At 59.7% G+C, this 15652-nt stretch carries 17 protein-coding genes and 1 pseudogene; 7 read left to right on the top strand and 11 right to left on the bottom strand.

Annotated elements, in window-relative coordinates:
* Positions 1-29 precede the first annotated feature (29 nt).
* The 5 genes from E0E29_RS08010 to E0E29_RS07990 form a co-directional block, all read right to left on the bottom strand.
* Positions 30-719: a response regulator transcription factor gene (locus E0E29_RS08010; protein ID WP_130849426.1), complete on the bottom strand. Its 690-nt coding sequence runs from the start codon at positions 717-719 to the stop codon at positions 30-32.
* Complete coding sequence (locus E0E29_RS08005; RefSeq protein WP_130849425.1) at positions 719-1042, bottom strand: hypothetical protein; 324 nt, start codon at positions 1040-1042, stop codon at positions 719-721. The genes E0E29_RS08010 and E0E29_RS08005 overlap by 1 nt, the downstream gene beginning before the upstream one ends.
* Before the next feature lie 31 nt (positions 1043-1073).
* Positions 1074-2705: an Rqc2 family fibronectin-binding protein gene (locus tag E0E29_RS08000; RefSeq protein WP_130849424.1), complete on the bottom strand. Its 1632-nt coding sequence runs from the start codon at positions 2703-2705 to the stop codon at positions 1074-1076.
* A gap of 6 nt (positions 2706-2711) precedes the next feature.
* Positions 2712-3113: a Mini-ribonuclease 3 gene (locus tag E0E29_RS07995; protein WP_130849423.1), complete on the bottom strand. Its 402-nt coding sequence runs from the start codon at positions 3111-3113 to the stop codon at positions 2712-2714.
* A gap of 137 nt (positions 3114-3250) precedes the next feature.
* Complete coding sequence (locus E0E29_RS07990) at positions 3251-3811, bottom strand: hypothetical protein (protein ID WP_130849422.1); 561 nt, start codon at positions 3809-3811, stop codon at positions 3251-3253.
* Between the two features lie 201 nt (positions 3812-4012).
* Between E0E29_RS07990 and E0E29_RS07985 the strand changes: the two genes are divergently transcribed.
* The 3 genes from E0E29_RS07985 to E0E29_RS07975 all read left to right on the top strand — a co-directional run bounded on the left by E0E29_RS07985 (position 4013) and on the right by E0E29_RS07975 (position 6776).
* Positions 4013-4678: a hypothetical protein gene (locus tag E0E29_RS07985; RefSeq protein WP_130849421.1), complete on the top strand. Its 666-nt coding sequence runs from the start codon at positions 4013-4015 to the stop codon at positions 4676-4678.
* Between the two features lie 365 nt (positions 4679-5043).
* Positions 5044-6234, top strand: a complete 1191-nt coding sequence (locus tag E0E29_RS07980; RefSeq protein WP_165449839.1) for an HD-GYP domain-containing protein — start codon at positions 5044-5046, stop codon at positions 6232-6234.
* Entirely contained in the window at positions 6228-6776 is a 549-nt protein-coding gene (locus tag E0E29_RS07975) for a DUF5317 family protein (RefSeq protein ID WP_130849419.1), read from the top strand. The genes E0E29_RS07980 and E0E29_RS07975 overlap by 7 nt, the downstream gene beginning before the upstream one ends.
* Positions 6777-6827: 51 nt before the next feature.
* Here the strand turns inward: E0E29_RS07975 and E0E29_RS07970 are convergent, their stop codons facing one another.
* Entirely contained in the window at positions 6828-8198 is a 1371-nt protein-coding gene (locus tag E0E29_RS07970) for an MATE family efflux transporter (RefSeq protein ID WP_130849418.1), read from the bottom strand.
* 182 nt (positions 8199-8380) lie between these two features.
* On the opposite strand from E0E29_RS07970, the gene E0E29_RS07965 reads away from it, so the two are divergent.
* The 3 genes from E0E29_RS07965 (at position 8381) to E0E29_RS07955 (ending at position 10552) form a co-directional block, all read left to right on the top strand.
* A complete protein-coding gene (locus tag E0E29_RS07965) occupies positions 8381-9565 on the top strand; it encodes a M20 metallopeptidase family protein (RefSeq protein ID WP_130849417.1) in 1185 nt (394 codons plus the stop codon).
* 56 nt (positions 9566-9621) lie between these two features.
* Entirely contained in the window at positions 9622-9807 is a 186-nt protein-coding gene (locus E0E29_RS07960; protein ID WP_130849416.1) for a hypothetical protein, read from the top strand.
* Between the two features lie 124 nt (positions 9808-9931).
* Positions 9932-10552, top strand: coding sequence for a DUF4230 domain-containing protein (locus E0E29_RS07955; protein ID WP_130849415.1), 621 nt, complete (start codon positions 9932-9934; stop codon positions 10550-10552).
* A 74-nt stretch (positions 10553-10626) separates the two neighbouring features.
* Here the strand turns inward: E0E29_RS07955 and cysS are convergent, their stop codons facing one another.
* From cysS to E0E29_RS07930, 5 genes and pseudogenes are all read right to left on the bottom strand, one after another.
* Positions 10627-12075, bottom strand: a complete 1449-nt coding sequence (gene cysS / locus E0E29_RS07950) for a cysteine--tRNA ligase (protein ID WP_130849414.1) — start codon at positions 12073-12075, stop codon at positions 10627-10629.
* 14 nt (positions 12076-12089) lie between these two features.
* On the bottom strand, positions 12090-12743 hold the full coding sequence (epsC, locus tag E0E29_RS07945) for a serine O-acetyltransferase EpsC (RefSeq protein ID WP_165449838.1): 654 nt from the start codon (positions 12741-12743) through the stop codon (positions 12090-12092).
* Between the two features lie 353 nt (positions 12744-13096).
* Positions 13097-13714: a zinc ribbon domain-containing protein gene (locus tag E0E29_RS07940; protein ID WP_165449837.1), complete on the bottom strand. Its 618-nt coding sequence runs from the start codon at positions 13712-13714 to the stop codon at positions 13097-13099.
* A gap of 25 nt (positions 13715-13739) precedes the next feature.
* A complete protein-coding gene (locus E0E29_RS07935; protein ID WP_130849412.1) occupies positions 13740-14438 on the bottom strand; it encodes a hypothetical protein in 699 nt (232 codons plus the stop codon).
* 82 nt (positions 14439-14520) lie between these two features.
* Positions 14521-15256 (bottom strand): annotated as a pseudogene (locus tag E0E29_RS07930) (IS5 family transposase).
* 204 nt (positions 15257-15460) lie between these two features.
* Between E0E29_RS07930 and E0E29_RS07925 the strand changes: the two are divergent.
* Positions 15461-15652 (top strand): zinc-ribbon domain-containing protein, encoded by a 192-nt coding sequence (locus tag E0E29_RS07925; protein WP_130849411.1) that lies wholly within the window; start codon positions 15461-15463, stop codon positions 15650-15652.

The raw sequence follows: 15652 nt of genomic DNA, 5'->3' as shown, positions 1-15652 counted from the left end.
AAAGATGAAGAAAGAATAAAGTCTTTCCTTCATTCCACATTCATCTTGAAGCCGATACCCCACACCGTCTTGATATACTCCTGGTCCGATACCTTGGAGAGCTTAGAGCGCAGGTTGGAGATGTGGACGTTCACGGTGTTGTCGTCCCCCATATACTCTCCGCCCCAAGCGCTCTCATAGAGCTGCTCCCGGGTAAAGACCTTCCTGGGATGGGACATGAGGAGGGAAAGGATCTCAAACTCCCGTGCGGTGAGGGAAACCTCTCTCCCTCCGGCGGTAACCCGAATGGCCTCCCGGTCCAGCTCCAGGTCCCCGCAGCGCAGCACCTGGCCGCCGCCGGGCGCGGAGAACTGCTTGTACCGGCGGAGCTGTGCCTCCACCCGGGCAAGGACCTCGGCGTTGTCAAAGGGCTTGGGAATGAAGTCATCGGCCCCCAGCCGCAGCACATTCACCCGGTCCTCCAGCCCGGCCTTGGCCGAGAGGACGATGATGGGCATGGTGCGCTTCTTCCGCATCCGGGCGATGAACTCCTCGCCGGTGATCCCAGGCAGCATCAGGTCCAGCAGCACCAGGTCATAGTCATACTGCTCCGCCCACAGTATCGCCTCGCTGCCGGAAAAGGCCGGGCGTACGTCATAGCCGCCGTCGGTGAGGATGCGGCACAGGAGCCGGTTGATGTCCTGGTCGTCCTCCACCACCAGGATGTGGCAGGTCTCCATCAGAGCCGCTCCCCTTCCCTGTGGTCCCTGGCTGCCCGGTTATAGAGGGACAGCCCCAGCAGCACCATGAGGATCCCCACCACAAGGGCAAAGAGCACCGCAAGGATACCAAAGGTCGTAAAGCTCATGTACTTATCCACCAGATTGTCATAGCCCCAGAACACACCGCCGAACATCAGCAAAAATCCGGCGATGTTGCTGGAGCTGGCCAGCGGAGCCTGGCTGATCTTCAGCTGCGCGCCGCAATGAGGGCACTTATCCTGCACAGCTTTGATAAAATGATAGTCGTTTTCATGGCCGCACTCCCAGCAGACCCATTTCATATTCATACGCCTCCTGTTTTTCCGCCTTTTGTTATTTTACCCGCAGCCGCTTGGCTAGCTCCCCGTCGGGGTCCACGTAAGCGGTCTGGTAGGTGGTATAGACCACCATGCCCGGCTTGGCCCCGGCGGGCTTTTTCACATATTTCACCGGGGTGTAGTCCACCGGCACCTTCTTCCCGTCTCTGGCCTGAGAGAACCAGGCCGCCAGCTTGGCAGCCTCCTCGATGCTCCCGGCATCCGGGGTCCGTCCCTCGGTCCACAATATTACGTGGGAACCGTGGATCTTCTGGGTGTGGAGCCATAGATCTCCCTTCCCCGCCTGCTTGGCGGTCAGGAGATCATTCTGGGTATTGTTCTTGCCCACCGAGATCCGCAGGCCGGCGGTGGAACGGAACTCCATGGGCTTGGCCGCCACCTTCATCCGCTTGGCCGCCTTGGCGCCCCGACGGAGGTACCCGGTGTCGGTGAGCTCCTGGCGGATCTCCGCCAAATCCCGCTCGCCTTCAGCCAGGACGATGGCCTCCAGTACGCTGTCCAGGTACTCCAGCTCTCGTTTGCCCTTCTCGATCTGCTCACCCAAGACCACCTCGGCCGTTTTGGCCTTGTTGTACTCCTTATAGTACTTGGCAGCGTTCTGCTGTGGGGTGAGAAGAGGGTCCAGGGGGATATCCGCCTCCCGGCCCTCGGGGTCGTAGTAGTCGGTGAGACGCACCGTCCCCATGCCCTTACTGAGGGCGTAGAGGTTGGAGGTGAGGATATCTCCCAGCTCCCGCTTCCGCTCCCGGTCCTTAGTGGCCTCCCGCTCCAGCTCCTGCTGGGCCACACGCCGGGCCACCCGGTCCCGGACCCGGGTCACCGCCTTCTGGAGGTCGGCACCCCGCTGGCCCACCTTCTCCGCCGTGGCCCGGCTGGCATAGAAGTCGTCCAGGAGCTTGGAAAAGCTCTCATAGCGTCTGAGCCCGGTGTCCGGCCCATACTGGAGGATGGGGAGGAAGGTGAAGTCCACCAGCTTGTCCTCCCGGACCAGGCCGTAGGGCACATAGCCCTCGGGGCCCATCGCCTCCTTGAGGCGCTCCAGCTTCTCCGCCAAACTCTCTCCCCGGCTCACGCCGTTGGAGCGGAAGTCCAGCTCCCGTTCCAGCAGCGGGGGCAGGCCCGGCCTGGGGTCGGGAAAGCGGTAAAAGAGCCCCGGAATCACGCCCCGCTGGCCGGTAGCCACATCTCCCTCCACCCGGCGGACACAGTCGATGATTCGGTCCTCACCGTCCAAGAGGATGAGGTTGGCCCGGCGGCCCATGGCCTCCAGCACCAGGGTGCGTAGGACCTTGTCACCCAGTTCGTCGGTGGATTCCAGCCGCAGCAGCACAATGCGCTCCAGCTCCGGCTGCTCCAGCCGGAGGAAACGGGCACCGGTGAGGTGCTTGCGCAGGAGCATACAGAACATGGGGGGCTGGGCTGGGTTCTCCCGGACTTCCTTGGTCAGGTGCAGCCGGGGACCGTTGGGGCTGGCGGAGAGTAAGAGCTTCACATTCGCTCCCGCGCCCCGGACGGCCAGGACGATCTCGTCCCGGCTGGGCTGGTAGACCTTATCGATCCGTCCGCCCTCCAGCACCTTTCTGAGCTCCTCCAGCACTGCCGTCAGGCAGATCGCGTCCAATGCCATGCCGCGTCACTCCTCCATCATCAGGGTAAACAGCTCGTTGAGCCGGTCCGTCCGCCCCTGGAGATAAAGGTAGCCGAACAGAGCCTCCAGGGCGGTGGCCGTCTGGTACTCCTCCCGGCTGGCCGCCTTGGGGATGGTGTGGGGGCTGGTGTTGCGGCCCCGGCGGAACACGTCCTGCTCCTCCTCAGTGAGGACGCCCTCCAGCTTCTTGGCCATAGCCGCCTGGGCGGGCGCCGCCACAAAGTGGACGGTGGCCTTGTGGAGTCCCCGGGAGGTGGCTTTTCCGTGGAGCACCAGCCAGGAGCGCACCATCAGCTCAAAGACGCCGTCCCCCAGGTGGGCGAGGCCCAGACTGCTGACGGCCCGGATCTCGTCGGGTTCTGCGTGCAAATGGAAATAATCGGTCATGTATCTCTTCTCCGTATCTGTGTAGGATGGGCAGGGAGCCTGTCCAAGGCTCTCACCGCCCGGCTCCGGAGGGTGACAGGTCCCCGTCCGCTCCGAAACGGTATTCTTTTACAGTGTATCACAGCGCCGCCGGACGGTCAACAAACACCCGTACCGCCGCCCCCACGCGGGACGATTGGCCAGCCCTTCCGGTCGAAGCAAAAGCACACATGGCGCTCCCCCTCCAGTGCCACCGGCCTGGCCAGGCAGAAGAGCCCCGGCAGCGGGAAGGGCCGCGCACAGGAGAAGGGATAGGCCAGCTGAAATCCCCCGTCCACCCGCCGGAAGAGCATGCGTCCCTGCCGTACTGCCATGGCCCGGAGGGCCTCCTCCCCAAATGTCAGCCTCTCCGGGTCCATCCAGCACCACCCGTCTGGTGCCTTCTCCCCCCCGAAGGCAAAGGCCAGCTCCTGCTCACCCCCCACCGGCGGCCAGGCGCCCTGCCGTTCCAGAGCGTCCAGGGTCAGGGTGCGCCTGATCCGCAGCTGTCCGTTTTCCGGTGCCAAAGTGCCCAGCAGCGCCCGGCCAGTGGGCCCCCGGAGATAGGCCTTGTAGAGCCCCCTGCTGTCCGATGCCCGCTCCGCCGTCAGCACCGCCCGGAGCCCATCCGCCTGCACGGTCAGACTACCGCCACCCTCCAGCGTATACCGCCGCTCCATGGCCCTGTTCCTCCCTTCTGTTTTTTCTATCCTATGCGCTCAGAGGAAAGATTTTCCTGCCATAATTCCTGTTGAGTTAGCTGCAAATCCTATTGCACCTCCCCGTCGAATCCTGTATAATATGTGCATACGATTTCTCACCCTGCTCCGGCTGGCGGCTTTGCGCACCGGTCAGATGATCCTTCAATTGGAGGCGACCCCATGACCTCACAGTCCCACCCGTCATCCGGTCCCGCAGCCTGGAAGGACCTGGTCATTCAGCTACCAGGCGTTTTAGGCGCGGAATTCAACCTGGAAAACGGTTCCATTCGAGAAGTACATATCCTCTCTGACCAGTCCCGCAGTCCCAAACAGATCGTTCGAGACATCCAGTCTGCCCTGCTGGCCCGCTTTCAGGTGGAGCTGGACCACCGGGTCGTCAGTGTGGCCCAGGTGCCCGGTCCCATCGCCCGTCAGGGTCGGCTGATCTGCGACCGGCTGGAGCTCTCGACCGGGCGCTCCGGCGCTTCTGCCTCCGTCTACCTCAACCTGGAAGACAGAATCTATCAGGGCAGCTCCCAATGCGACCTCTCCACCACCGGTCGGTTCCGCTCCATTGCACTGGCCACTGTGGACGCCCTCAACCAGGTCCTGGCCCCAGGCTGCTCCTTTTCTCTCGATGAGATCCGTTCCATCTCTCTGGGGGAGCACCAGGCCATGCTGGTGGGGCTCCTGCTGAAAAACGGGGGCAAGACCGAAGCTCTGCTGGGCGCCTGTTACGAGGGAGAAGACCCTAATTTTTCGGCGGCATTGGCCACATTGGATGCCGTCAACCGCCGTCTTCCCACCCTGCCCCGACGGGAAAACAACACCGTCCCCTCCCATTGACTCTCTTTTGTTAGCGAAGCGGATATAGCCTGTCTTTAGCGATTGACAGAGTACTGTCAACAGGAGGCTGTATTCGATGAATAAGGCGAAACTTATGATGGCTCTGACCTCTCTGGTTTCCCTGATCCTGGCTAGCGGCGCTTACTTCCGCATCCGCTGACCACCCCCGTTGCTCCGGGCGGTCTCCGACCGCCCGGAGCAACCTGCACTTCCTTTCGCTGGAGGCAACTATGAGTCGTGTGACCAAATGTTATATGCTTTTGATTGGCGCCATTGGAATTGGCATTGGCTTGTATTCCTTTTGGCGCCTTTTCTTTTCGCATGCTCCCCTCTGGTCTGCGGCCAAGCTCCCAACATTTTGCGTTTTGCTGCTCCTCTCCTGGATCTGCTATTGCCTGCCTCTCTACGTCCGCGATGACTGCACCGTGGACCTCTCCTTCATCAGTACGCTGGCATCCATCCTGACCCTCGGCCCGGAGTTTGCCGTCATCATCAGCATGATCTCCTATCCCCTCTCCGTCAGCACCACCTTCGACGGAAAAGAGCGTATTCACATTTTCAACACCGCCCCCATCAAAACACTGTTCAACATGGGCAATTGCAATATCGCCCTGATGATCGGCGGTGTCGCCTATTACATGCTGGGCGGCACACCGGGCAACATCACCCTGCCCGGGGTCCTCCCCCCTGCGTTTTTCTACATTGTGCTCTCCATTGCAGCCAATGTGGTGGTCATCCTGCTCTACTATCTGTCCAGCCAGGAGACGGTCCTCCGCACCATGGTGGCCCCCATGTTCCTCGGGCTTCTGCCCAGCATCGCCCTCTCCTCCCCCATCGGCTACTTTCTGGCCATGCTACTGGTGATGCACAACGGCGCGTGGCTGGCACTGCTCTTTATGCTCCCCCTGCTGCTGGCCCGATATTCTTTCAAGCTCTACCTGGACGGCCAGCGCCAGCAATACAGCATCATTCGGGCCTTTGCCGCCGCGCTGGACGCCAAGGATACATATACCCAGGGCCATTCCAGTCGAGTTGCTGCCTATACCGCTCAGATCGCCACCGAAATGGGGCTGCCTGAGCAGCGCATTCGCCGGCTGTATGACGCCGCCCTTTTCCACGACATCGGAAAGATCGGTGTGCCCGACTCCATTCTGCAGAAGCCCTCCGCCCTCACGCCCGAGGAGCGGGCAATCATCCAGCGCCATCCCCAAACCGGTGTGGACATTCTGCGGAACCTGGACAGCTACCAGGATCTTCTCCCCTTTATCCTCCACCATCACGAATTCTACGACGGCCGTGGGTATCCGGATCACACCAAGGGGGATGAGCTTCCCCTGGACACCTATATCCTGGGGGCTGCTGACGCTTTTGACGCCATCACCAGTGACCGACCCTATCGAAGCGGGCGCTCTCCCCAGGCCGCCGCATCGATTCTCATGGCTGAATCCGGAAAACAATTTCACCCCAGGGTGGTTGAGACCATCTCTGCCATGGTGGCGCGCGGTGCACTGGGACCTGCCAGTTCCGCTTCTGCCGAGGAGGACACCCCATGCTGATTCTGGCGGTGCTCTGCGCCATCGTTCTGGGCTATCTCACAGGCGGCCGTCTCTCTCGGTATGAAGGGGCAGCCCTTACTTGGTTCTGGCTGCCGGTGATCGCCCTTCTGATGCAGGAGGTTCTTCTTCCCCATCTGACCGGCCTTCACGCTCTGCTGGTCCCCCTTTCCTACCTTCTCATTCTTCTCTTTCTCTGGAAAAACCGCCATCTGCGCAAGACCGCCCTTCTGTGTGGTCTGGGTTGGGGCTGCAACACCCTGGTCATCTGCGCCAACGGCTTTCGGATGCCGGTTGCCGCCTGGGCCGTCTCCCATCTCTCTCCCGAGGGGGCGGCCAGCCTGGCAGCCGGCGAGATCCCCATGTACGCTCTGGCCAGAGAACACACCCGACTTCTCTTTCTGGGAGATGTCCTCTACTGCCCCCTCCCCTTCCTGGGCGGCTTTGCCAGTGTGGGAGATCTGCTCCTGGCGGCGGGACTCTTTTTCTGTCTGCTCCGGGTCATGGACCCGGACTGCCTGCCCCGCTGGCTGAAAAGCGGCTGAAGCAGCAAAAAACGGCTGTCCACCATGGTGGACAGCCGTTTTTTCACTTTGCTATGTGGATGCGTTCGTTTCCGCAGCCTCCAGTCGACCCATGGGGCGGTAAACCACAAAGTACATGGTGGTGAAGCAGGCCAGGCCTCCCAGGAACTGAGAGGCAGCCTCCGCGATGAAAACACCGTTGGTGCCGAACACATAGGGCAGCAGCAGAGTGAGAGGCGCGTTGATGAAGGCCTTGCGGAGGAGGGAGAAGAAGATTGCATTCTTTGCCCGTCCCAGAGCAGTGAAGATGGATTGTCCCGCCAACTGCAGGGACATGAACATAAAGAGCGAGAAATAAGTACGCAGGGCAGGTACACCCACCCGAACCAGCTCATCCTCCGTGGTGAAGAGCCGGATGAGGAGCTCGGGGAACAACATGATGACCGCCCAGGCCGCAATGGAGTAGATGACCACCACGGCAGCGGAGAAGCGGATACCCTGCCGGACCCGGCGGTACAGACCGCCGCCGTAATTGAAGCCCAACACAGGCTGAGCGCCGTTGGTCACGCCGGTGATCGGCATACACACCACTTCGCGGATGGAGTTGACAATGGTCATGGCGCCCACGTAGAGGTCGCCGCCCCAGGTCTGAAGGGTGGCGTTGCACACCACCTGAACCAGGCTGTTGGTGAGGTTGACGAAGAATCCGGCCAGACCCAGGGAGAGGATCTTTTTCACCCGCCGGAGGGTCAGGGGCATCCGGCTCAGGCGCAGACGCAGGATGGCCTTCTTCCCGGTGAGGAAGTGGAGCACCCACACAGCGGAACACCCCTGGGCCAGGATGGTGGCCAGGGCTGCGCCCTGGACTCCCATGTCCAGCGCAAAGATGAAAACCGGATCCAGCACGATGTTCACAATGGCACCCAAGCCCACCGTCATCATGCCGATCTTGGCAAACCCCTGGGAGTTGATAAAGGGATTCAGGCCCAAACTGATCATCACAAAGAGGGTTCCCATGAGATAGATGGTGAGGTAGGCATCGGCGTAGGGGAAGGTGGCATCGCTGGCACCAAAGAGGTAGAGCATGGGTTTCTTCACCAGCAGGCAGCCCAACGTGGCCAGGACACCCAAAATGATGAGCAGAGTGAAGGAGTTACCCATCACATATTCGGCCTCTTCGTTCTCGCCCTTGCCCCGATAGATGGAGCATAGAGGAGCGCCGCCCATGCCGCAGAGGTTGGCAAAGCCCATGAGGATGGATATGATGGGCATGGTAAGCCCCAGGCCGGTGAGGGACAGATGGCCGGGCAGACGGCCCAAGTACATCCGGTCCACCACGCTGTATAGAACATTGATGAGCTGGGCCAGTGTCATGGGAGCCGCCAAGGTCAGGATGGTCTTGGGTATGCTTCCTTTGGAAAAATCATTCTGCTGTTGTGCCATCCCGGCGTCTCCTCCTTGTGATCTAAAGTGACAGGGATTATACTATATGTGGGTATTCGCATTAAGGTCCATTCGGTGAATAATGTATAATTATAATACAGATCTCCGCCGAAAACAACTGGTGATACCTCGGAATTGTTATTTTTTTCGACACAACACCACGAAATGAGGGACAGATCGTTATGGATATCTTGCTGAAACAGGCTCAGTCGTTTCTTCCGGCGCTCAGGCAGCTCAAAGACGACCTCCACCGCCACCCGGAGCTGAGCTGGCGGGAGACGCGTACCACCGCCCTTCTGAAGGAAAAGCTGACCGCTCTGGGGCTGGAACTCATCGACCTGGGTATGGAGACCGGCTGTGCCGCCCTGCTCCGGGGCGGAAAACCTGGACCCACCGTAGCCCTCCGGGCCGACATTGACGCCATCGTCCAAGAGACGCCGGAGGAAGGGGAAGTTGTGTCGGAGGTGCCCGGCGTCATGCATGCCTGTGGCCACGACTTCCACACCGCCGGGCTCTATGGCGCAGCCTGTCTCCTCTCCACCATGCGGGAGGAGATCGCCGGGAATGTGGCCTTCCTCTTCCAGCCCGCCGAGGAGACCACCGGCGGCGCCCGGATCATGCTCTCCCATGGCCTGTGGGAAAAGCTGCCCAGCAAACCGGCCTGTGTCTTTGGAGTTCACAACCGGCCCCAGATCCCCGCAGGAAAGGTAGCCGTTCAGGAGGGCCCTCTCATGTCGGAGAAGGCCAACTTCACCATCGTCCTCCACGGGGTCACCGGCCACGGCGGCACCCCTCAGAAGTGTATAGACGTCATCGTGCCGGCGGCGGCCATCATCCAGGGCATCCAGTCCGTGGTGAGCCGCAATACCGCCCCGGAGGACCCGCTGGTGTGCGCCGTCTGTTCCATCCACGCCGGGACGCCGGAGAACTTTTCCCCTGACCACCTCACCATGACGGGGAGCATCCGGGCCTTCTCCCACGAGACCCGGATGATGGCCCAGGACCGGGTGGAACGACTCACCCGCGACATTGCCTCGGCCTACGGCTGCGGCTGTGATTTTACCTGTGAAGAGGCCGCCCCTCTCCTCTTCAACTCCCCCGTCATGACCGCCCTGGCCCGTCGGGCGGCAGCCTCCGTTGTGGGAGAGGAGAACATCGTGGGCACAGCCCCGGAGATGAGCTCGGAGGATTTCCCGGAATTTGGCCGTGAGGTGCCCTACTTCTTCTATTGGCTGGGCTCCGGCTTCCCGGACCGGGAGAACGCCGGCTGGCACAGCCCCAAATTCCGCACCGACGACTCCGCCCTTGCCATCGACGCCGCCCTGCTGGCCCGGTCCGCCCTGGAGGGGCTGGCCTGGCAGGGATGATCTTCCTGGGTTGGCGACGGCGGAACGTGGAAATGCTAGGGGCGAGGTGATGCCCCATGCGGCGGGATTACGCCGATCTCTACGCCCTGTGCCGCCACGACCCGGAGGCGGACGCCTACCTCCACGCCCTGCCCGAGGACATTCAGTCCCGGCTCAGCGGGCGGATGAAACAGATCAACACCCTCTCCGACCTGCGCAGCCATGCCGCCCGGCTGATGGGGGGGGGGCAGGACTACCCGTAACAGTGACAGCCGCCCCGGCCCACCGGCCCGGGCGGCTGCCGTTGTTTTTCGCCATATTTCCTGTTTGGCTTGCATTTTCTCCTTTTTTCCGCTATGATATGCGGAAGAAAGGGGGAAACACCCTATGACAGAGGCCAAAACCCACACCTTTTTTCGCTTGAAGCGCAAGCTCTTCTGGGCGGCTGGGGCCATCCTTCTCCTGCTCCTGGCCTTCTGGCTGGGCGCCCTCTGGAGCGGCCGCGAACAGCAGCCCACCATCACCAGCGATCTGCTGGGCCAGCAGCTCCGGTCGGTCCAGGAGCTGGTATCGGTGGAGTACCACTACACCAACATGGGGAAATTTGAAAATCAGCTGGACTTCTACGGCTGGAAGGTGCCCTTTACCACCAAGAGCTTCCTCGTCTCCTACGACGGCGTCATCAAAGCTGGCGTGGACCTGAGCGGGGCCACTGTGGAGGTGGACGAGATCCAGAAGGCTGTGACCATCACCCTGCCAGAGAGCAAGATCCTCTCCCATGAGATCCCGGAGGACAGCATCCAGGTCTTTGACGAGACCCGCAACATCTTCAACCCCATCACCATCGAGGACTACACCGGCTTCACCCGGGACCAGAAGGCTGAGGTGGAGCAGCAGGCCATTGACGAGGGGCTGCTCACCGACGCCACCGAAAAGGCCCGCAGCGCAGTGGAAACCTTCGTCTCCTTCCTCCCCGGCAGCGACAACTATACCTGGACCATCCGCTGAACCGGCTGTAAAAAGGCCCTTGCTTCGCAAAATGCGAAGCAAGGGCCTTTTTCTATCCTATTGCGGCGGATGGCTCAGATCCGCTTCCACACAGCGCCGCCGGGCACGTCGGTGACCTCGATGCCCTTGGCCTTCAGCTCGTCGCGGATGGCGTCGGCCTCAGCGAAGTTCTTGGCCTTCTTGGCCTCACCGCGCCGGAGGACCAGAGCGTCGATCTCGGCGTCCCCCTCGCCGGTGACGGTGTAGCCGCCGGCGGAGGCAGTGGTGGTGGCCTTGGCCTGCTCGGCCCGCTTGGCCTCCGCCTTCTTCAGGAGGTCCAGACCCAGCACCTGGTCAAATTTACCCACCAGAGCCAGCTTGTCAGCGTCGGAAAGGTCCTTGGCCTTGAGGACATCGTAGAGCCGGGTGACGCCCAGGGAGGTGTTGAGGTCGTTGCCCAGGGCCTCCCGGAAGGCGGCGTCGTACTTTTCCATGGCAGCCTCGTCGGCGGTCCCCTCCGTCTTGAGGGCGGCCACCCGGCCCACCAGCTTCTCGTAGGCGGCCTTGGCGTTGTCCAGGTTCTCATAGGTGAAAACCAGGGCCTTCCGGTAGTGGGACTGGAGGCAGAACAGACGGTAGACCAGGGGATCGTAGCCCTTCTCCTCCAGGGTGGAGACGGTAGTGAACTCGCCCTTGGACTTACTCATCTTGCCGCCGGCGGTGTCCAGGTGGGCGATGTGGACCCAATACTTGCACCAGGGGTGGCCCAGATAGGCCTCAGACTGGGCGATCTCGTTGGTGTGGTGGGGGAAGGCGTTGTCCACGCCGCCGCAGTGGATGTCCAGGTATTCGCCCAGATACTTCATGGAGATGCAGGAGCACTCGATGTGCCAGCCGGGATAGCCCACACCCCAGGGAGAATCCCATTTCAGAGCCTGATCCTCAAACTTGCTCTTGGTGAACCACAGGACGAAGTCGGTCTTGTTCCGCTTGTTCTCGTCGGCCTCCACGCCCTCCCGGACGCCCACTGCCAGGTCCTCCTCGTCGTGGTCGTTAAAGACGTAGTAGTGGTCCAGCTTGGAGGTATCGAAGTAGACGTTGCCGCCGGCAAAGTAGGCGTAGCCGGTTTCCATCAGCTTGGTGATGACCTTGATATAGCTGTCGATCATGCCGGTGGCGGGCTGGACCACATCGGGATACTTGATGTTGAGCTTCTTGCAGTCGGCGAAGAAGGCGTCAGTGTAGAACTGGGCGATCTCCATGACGGTCTTGTGCTCCCGCTGAGCACCCTTGAGCATCTTGTCCTCACCGGTGTCGGCATCGGAGGACAGATGGCCCACGTCGGTGATGTTCATGACCCGGGTCACATCATAGCCGTCGTACCTGAGGAACTTCTCCAGCACATCCTCCATGAGGTAGCTGCGCAGGTTGCCGATGTGGGCAAAGTGGTAGACGGTGGGGCCGCAGGTGTACATGCTCACCTTGCCGGGGGTATGGGGGACGAAGTCCTCCCGGGTATGGGACGCGGAATTATACAGTTTCATGGCGGTCTGACTCCTTATCTATTTTCCATTCTATGTTGTTCATCGATATAATTTTCCAGCCACTCCAGCCGGGAGGAGAGGGCCTGGAGCTCTTTCTGCACCGGGTCGGTCACATGGATCTGGTCCACAGAGGAGGCGAAGTCCACCTTCTCTCCGGCGATACGCACAACCCGGGCGGGAACGCCCACGGCGGTGGCCTCCGGGGGGATCTCACTCAACACCACGGCGTTGGCGGCAATGCGGGCGCCGTCCCCCACCTTGAAGGGACCCAGCACCTTGGCACCGGCGGACACCATCACGTTGTTGCCCAGCGTGGGGTGGCGCTTGCCGTGGTCCTTACCGGTGCCGCCCAGGGTGACCCCATGGTAGATGAGGCAGTCGTCCCCGATCTCGGTGGTCTCGCCAATGACGATACCCATGCCGTGGTCAATGACAAAGCGGCGGCCGATCTTGGCGCCGGGGTGGATCTCGATGCCGGTGAGGTGCCGGGCGATCTGGGAATTAAGCCGTGCCAGGAAGAAGAGCCTGTGGCGGTAGAGCCAGTGGGAAACCCGGTGAAAAATGATGGCGTGGACACCGGGGTAGAGGAGAAAGATCTCCAGCTTGCTCCGGGCCGCCGGGTCACGGGCCTGATAGGCGCCCAGGGTCTCTGAAAGTCGTTTGAACATGGGGTACCTCCCGTTCTATGTGGGTTGGCCAGACACAAAAAACGCCTCCCATGCCCGAAGGCATGAGAGGCGCCGTTCATCCACGCACGCGGTTCCACTCTCGTTTCTCACTCGCGGGCTGGTAACGGGGCCTGGCCGTGGGGCATTACGCCCCCGCGCTCCCGGATGCACTTCACGCGGGACTGCCGTAAGACCGCTTTCAGCCGGTGACGGTCTCTCTCTTTCCGGTATGCTCCCCCGCGCTACTCTTTCCGTTCCTTGCGCCGGTTTCTCCTATGTCTCCAGTATATTATCATGTTCCGGAAAATGTGTCAAGGCATCCCCGGCGGGGATGCCTTGACGAGGTATCTATCTCAGAGCACCTTGCGGAAGAAGAGGACCGTCCCACCCACAGCAAACAGGAGGCCGGTGAGCTGGATGCCCGCCGTCATAAACGCGTAGAAGACAAAAAGATAGCCCACCCACATACCGCCATCCACACGCAAAAGATACGCACTTTCGAGCCACTTCCCGAAAACAGGCGCGCACCACATCAGCAGAAGTCCGCCGAAAACGCTCAACCCGGACCACCACTTCCACAGAACCCGCTCCCGGCTGCGGCCATCCAGAGAGGTCTGGGATACTTCCGGCGCGGAGAGCAACTCGGACTCTGTCTCGCCGCCGTCCCGAACCAGCTTCATAGTGGCCCGAGAGCCCAGCCGTTTCAGAAAGGACAAAGCCTCGCTTCGAGTCAATCCCCGCCGGAGGAGGACCGGCGGCGCGCTGAGCAACGCCTCGGCCTGTTCTCGGTCCTCCAGACTGGCCTCTACCTGTACGAGCCGGAGAAGGCCTTCATAGTCCATGTTCTTGGAGAGAAGCACCAGGGCGAACCGCTCCTCCTGGACCTGCTTCGAAGACGCGCCGCAACGGATACAGGCCACGACATCCTCCGAAACCTCCCGGCCACACTCTGGACAATGGATGATTGGCATCACCAGCACTCCTTTAACACCGCCATCAGTTTTGCCCGCAAACATCACACCTCGCCGAAACAGATCCCTTCAAATATTTATAAGGTGCCTCTTCAATTTCATTTCGAAATTCATTCAAATTGTCCCACAACGATACCGCGCCATAGTCAGGATCCGCGCTGTTGATTTCGATTGAGCCGTCGGCATGGATGGACGCTAGTGACGTATATGTAACCGTATTCGATGTGGACCGGGGAATCTGAACTGTTTCATGAGAACTTTCAACCTCCCCAGTGACTCGGTCGACAAGATCCCATGTCGTCCGTGTGATCGTACCAAAGAGGATTGCGCAGGCAAAATTGTGAGTCGCTTGTTTTCCATTATATAAAGTATCGTTTTGTCCAGGCCCAGTAATAGATCTACTAGCACTAAATGTTACTGTCCCTCCTATGTTAATTTTATGGACAGTTCCACCGAGAGAAATAGTAAAATTGAAATTCTCTGTAGTTGTTACACCTCTGGCCACATTCCCTTTATACTGACCACCCAGAGCTCCATACTCGTGCAAAATCTCAGTCTCCATATTATCTATGACCACGTCATTGGACCTTGTTACCGGGAGTTGTTCATAATGCTCTAAAATTTCCTGTTCCACAAAAATAATCGATAGGTCATTCATCAATCCAGCAAAATCATAGGCACTGTCATTTAGATTATGCGCAGCTTCCTGTTTGATAAGATCCAATGCAGTCTGATCGATATGATTAGGCCTTGTTTGAAAAAAGGCGGAGATTGTGCTAAAGCAACAAAATAGCGATGGAGGCAAGCTACACAAAGGCTAGGAAGGAAGCATCCGACTTGTCATATCTGGTGGCGATTCTGCGAAACCACTTGATTTTCTGGAAAAAACACTCCACCAGATGGCGTTCTTTATACAGATGCCAGTCAACCGGCCAGGGATCGGAAACGTTGCTTTGCGGCGGGATCACATAGCTGGCCCCGTGCGCTGAGATATATTCCCGAATCGTCCGGGCACCATAGGCCCGGTCTGCCAGCACGGCACTCCCGCCGATTCTGACCTTTTTCAGCAGTTCAACAGCGTGAACCGAATCGTGGTCATTTCCAGCGGAGAGAAGGAACTCCACCGGGTTTCCCAGACCGTCTACGACAGCGTGGAGCTTTGTGTTCCACCCGCCTTTGGTACGGCCAACCGCCTTATCCGCCGTTTTTTTCCCCGCCATTTGCGCTTTCATGCACCTTTACGCAAGTGGAGTCCATGCTCAGGTTCTCCATATCCGCGTCCGCAGACAGTGTGTGGAATACCGCTTCCAGAGTGCCCTCATTCCGCCATTTGGCGAATCTTGCGTATATAGACTGCCAAGGACCATAGGTCTCCGGCAGCTCACGCCACTGCGCACCGCTCCGGACGATCCAGAGCATTCCGTTGAGCATGATCCCGTTATCCTTCCGGGGACGACCCCGCTTTCCCGTTTCTTCCGGTGGCAGCAGCGGCTTGATTCGTTCCCATTGTTCTTTTGTTAATTCATATCGTTTCATGCTCATAGCTTCGCATAACTTGGTTTCTTGTGCAACTTTTATTTTTTAAACAAGGCCTAATACTTATAGATCATACAAATTTAATTTTGTCAATATGCCTATAAAGAATTGAGAAGCCACATTACTTTTTATTGATTTATCACATCTTATTCGGTTTAGGCGATCTATAATATAATGGGATCGAAAACAAACAGCAAAGGTGGAAGATCTATGGCCCTCACCCACTGTCCTGAGTGCGGCAGGGAGGTCTCCGACCTGGCCGCCGCCTGCATCCATTGCGGCTATCCCCTCCGGGCCACCGCTCCCATGACCTTTTGGAAAACGGTGGGGGCCATCCTGTGCGCTCTGGCGATCTGGACCGTAGCCGGCTTTCTGCTGGCCTCCCTCCTCCACGCCTTCTGA

This window comes from Intestinimonas timonensis (assembly GCF_900626145.1).
GTDB lineage: Bacteria > Bacillota > Clostridia > Oscillospirales > Oscillospiraceae > Intestinimonas > Intestinimonas aquisgranensis.
Note: the sequence above shows the minus strand (reverse complement) of the source record. Positions and strands in the feature narration are given on the sequence as shown.

Coding starts and splice junctions, on each gene's coding strand:
- E0E29_RS08010 (WP_130849426.1), bottom strand. CDS start 719: ATGGAGACCTGCCACATCCTGGTGGTGGAGGACGACCAGGACATCAAC.
- E0E29_RS08005 (WP_130849425.1), bottom strand. CDS start 1,042: ATGAAATGGGTCTGCTGGGAGTGCGGCCATGAAAACGACTATCATTTT.
- E0E29_RS08000 (WP_130849424.1), bottom strand. CDS start 2,705: ATGGCATTGGACGCGATCTGCCTGACGGCAGTGCTGGAGGAGCTCAGA.
- E0E29_RS07995 (WP_130849423.1), bottom strand. CDS start 3,113: ATGACCGATTATTTCCATTTGCACGCAGAACCCGACGAGATCCGGGCC.
- E0E29_RS07990 (WP_130849422.1), bottom strand. CDS start 3,811: ATGGAGCGGCGGTATACGCTGGAGGGTGGCGGTAGTCTGACCGTGCAG.
- E0E29_RS07985 (WP_130849421.1), top strand. CDS start 4,013: ATGACCTCACAGTCCCACCCGTCATCCGGTCCCGCAGCCTGGAAGGAC.
- E0E29_RS07975 (WP_130849419.1), top strand. CDS start 6,228: ATGCTGATTCTGGCGGTGCTCTGCGCCATCGTTCTGGGCTATCTCACA.
- E0E29_RS07970 (WP_130849418.1), bottom strand. CDS start 8,198: ATGGCACAACAGCAGAATGATTTTTCCAAAGGAAGCATACCCAAGACC.
- E0E29_RS07965 (WP_130849417.1), top strand. CDS start 8,381: ATGGATATCTTGCTGAAACAGGCTCAGTCGTTTCTTCCGGCGCTCAGG.
- E0E29_RS07960 (WP_130849416.1), top strand. CDS start 9,622: ATGCGGCGGGATTACGCCGATCTCTACGCCCTGTGCCGCCACGACCCG.
- E0E29_RS07955 (WP_130849415.1), top strand. CDS start 9,932: ATGACAGAGGCCAAAACCCACACCTTTTTTCGCTTGAAGCGCAAGCTC.
- cysS (WP_130849414.1), bottom strand. CDS start 12,075: ATGAAACTGTATAATTCCGCGTCCCATACCCGGGAGGACTTCGTCCCC.
- epsC (WP_165449838.1), bottom strand. CDS start 12,743: ATGTTCAAACGACTTTCAGAGACCCTGGGCGCCTATCAGGCCCGTGAC.
- E0E29_RS07940 (WP_165449837.1), bottom strand. CDS start 13,714: ATGCCAATCATCCATTGTCCAGAGTGTGGCCGGGAGGTTTCGGAGGAT.
- E0E29_RS07925 (WP_130849411.1), top strand. CDS start 15,461: ATGGCCCTCACCCACTGTCCTGAGTGCGGCAGGGAGGTCTCCGACCTG.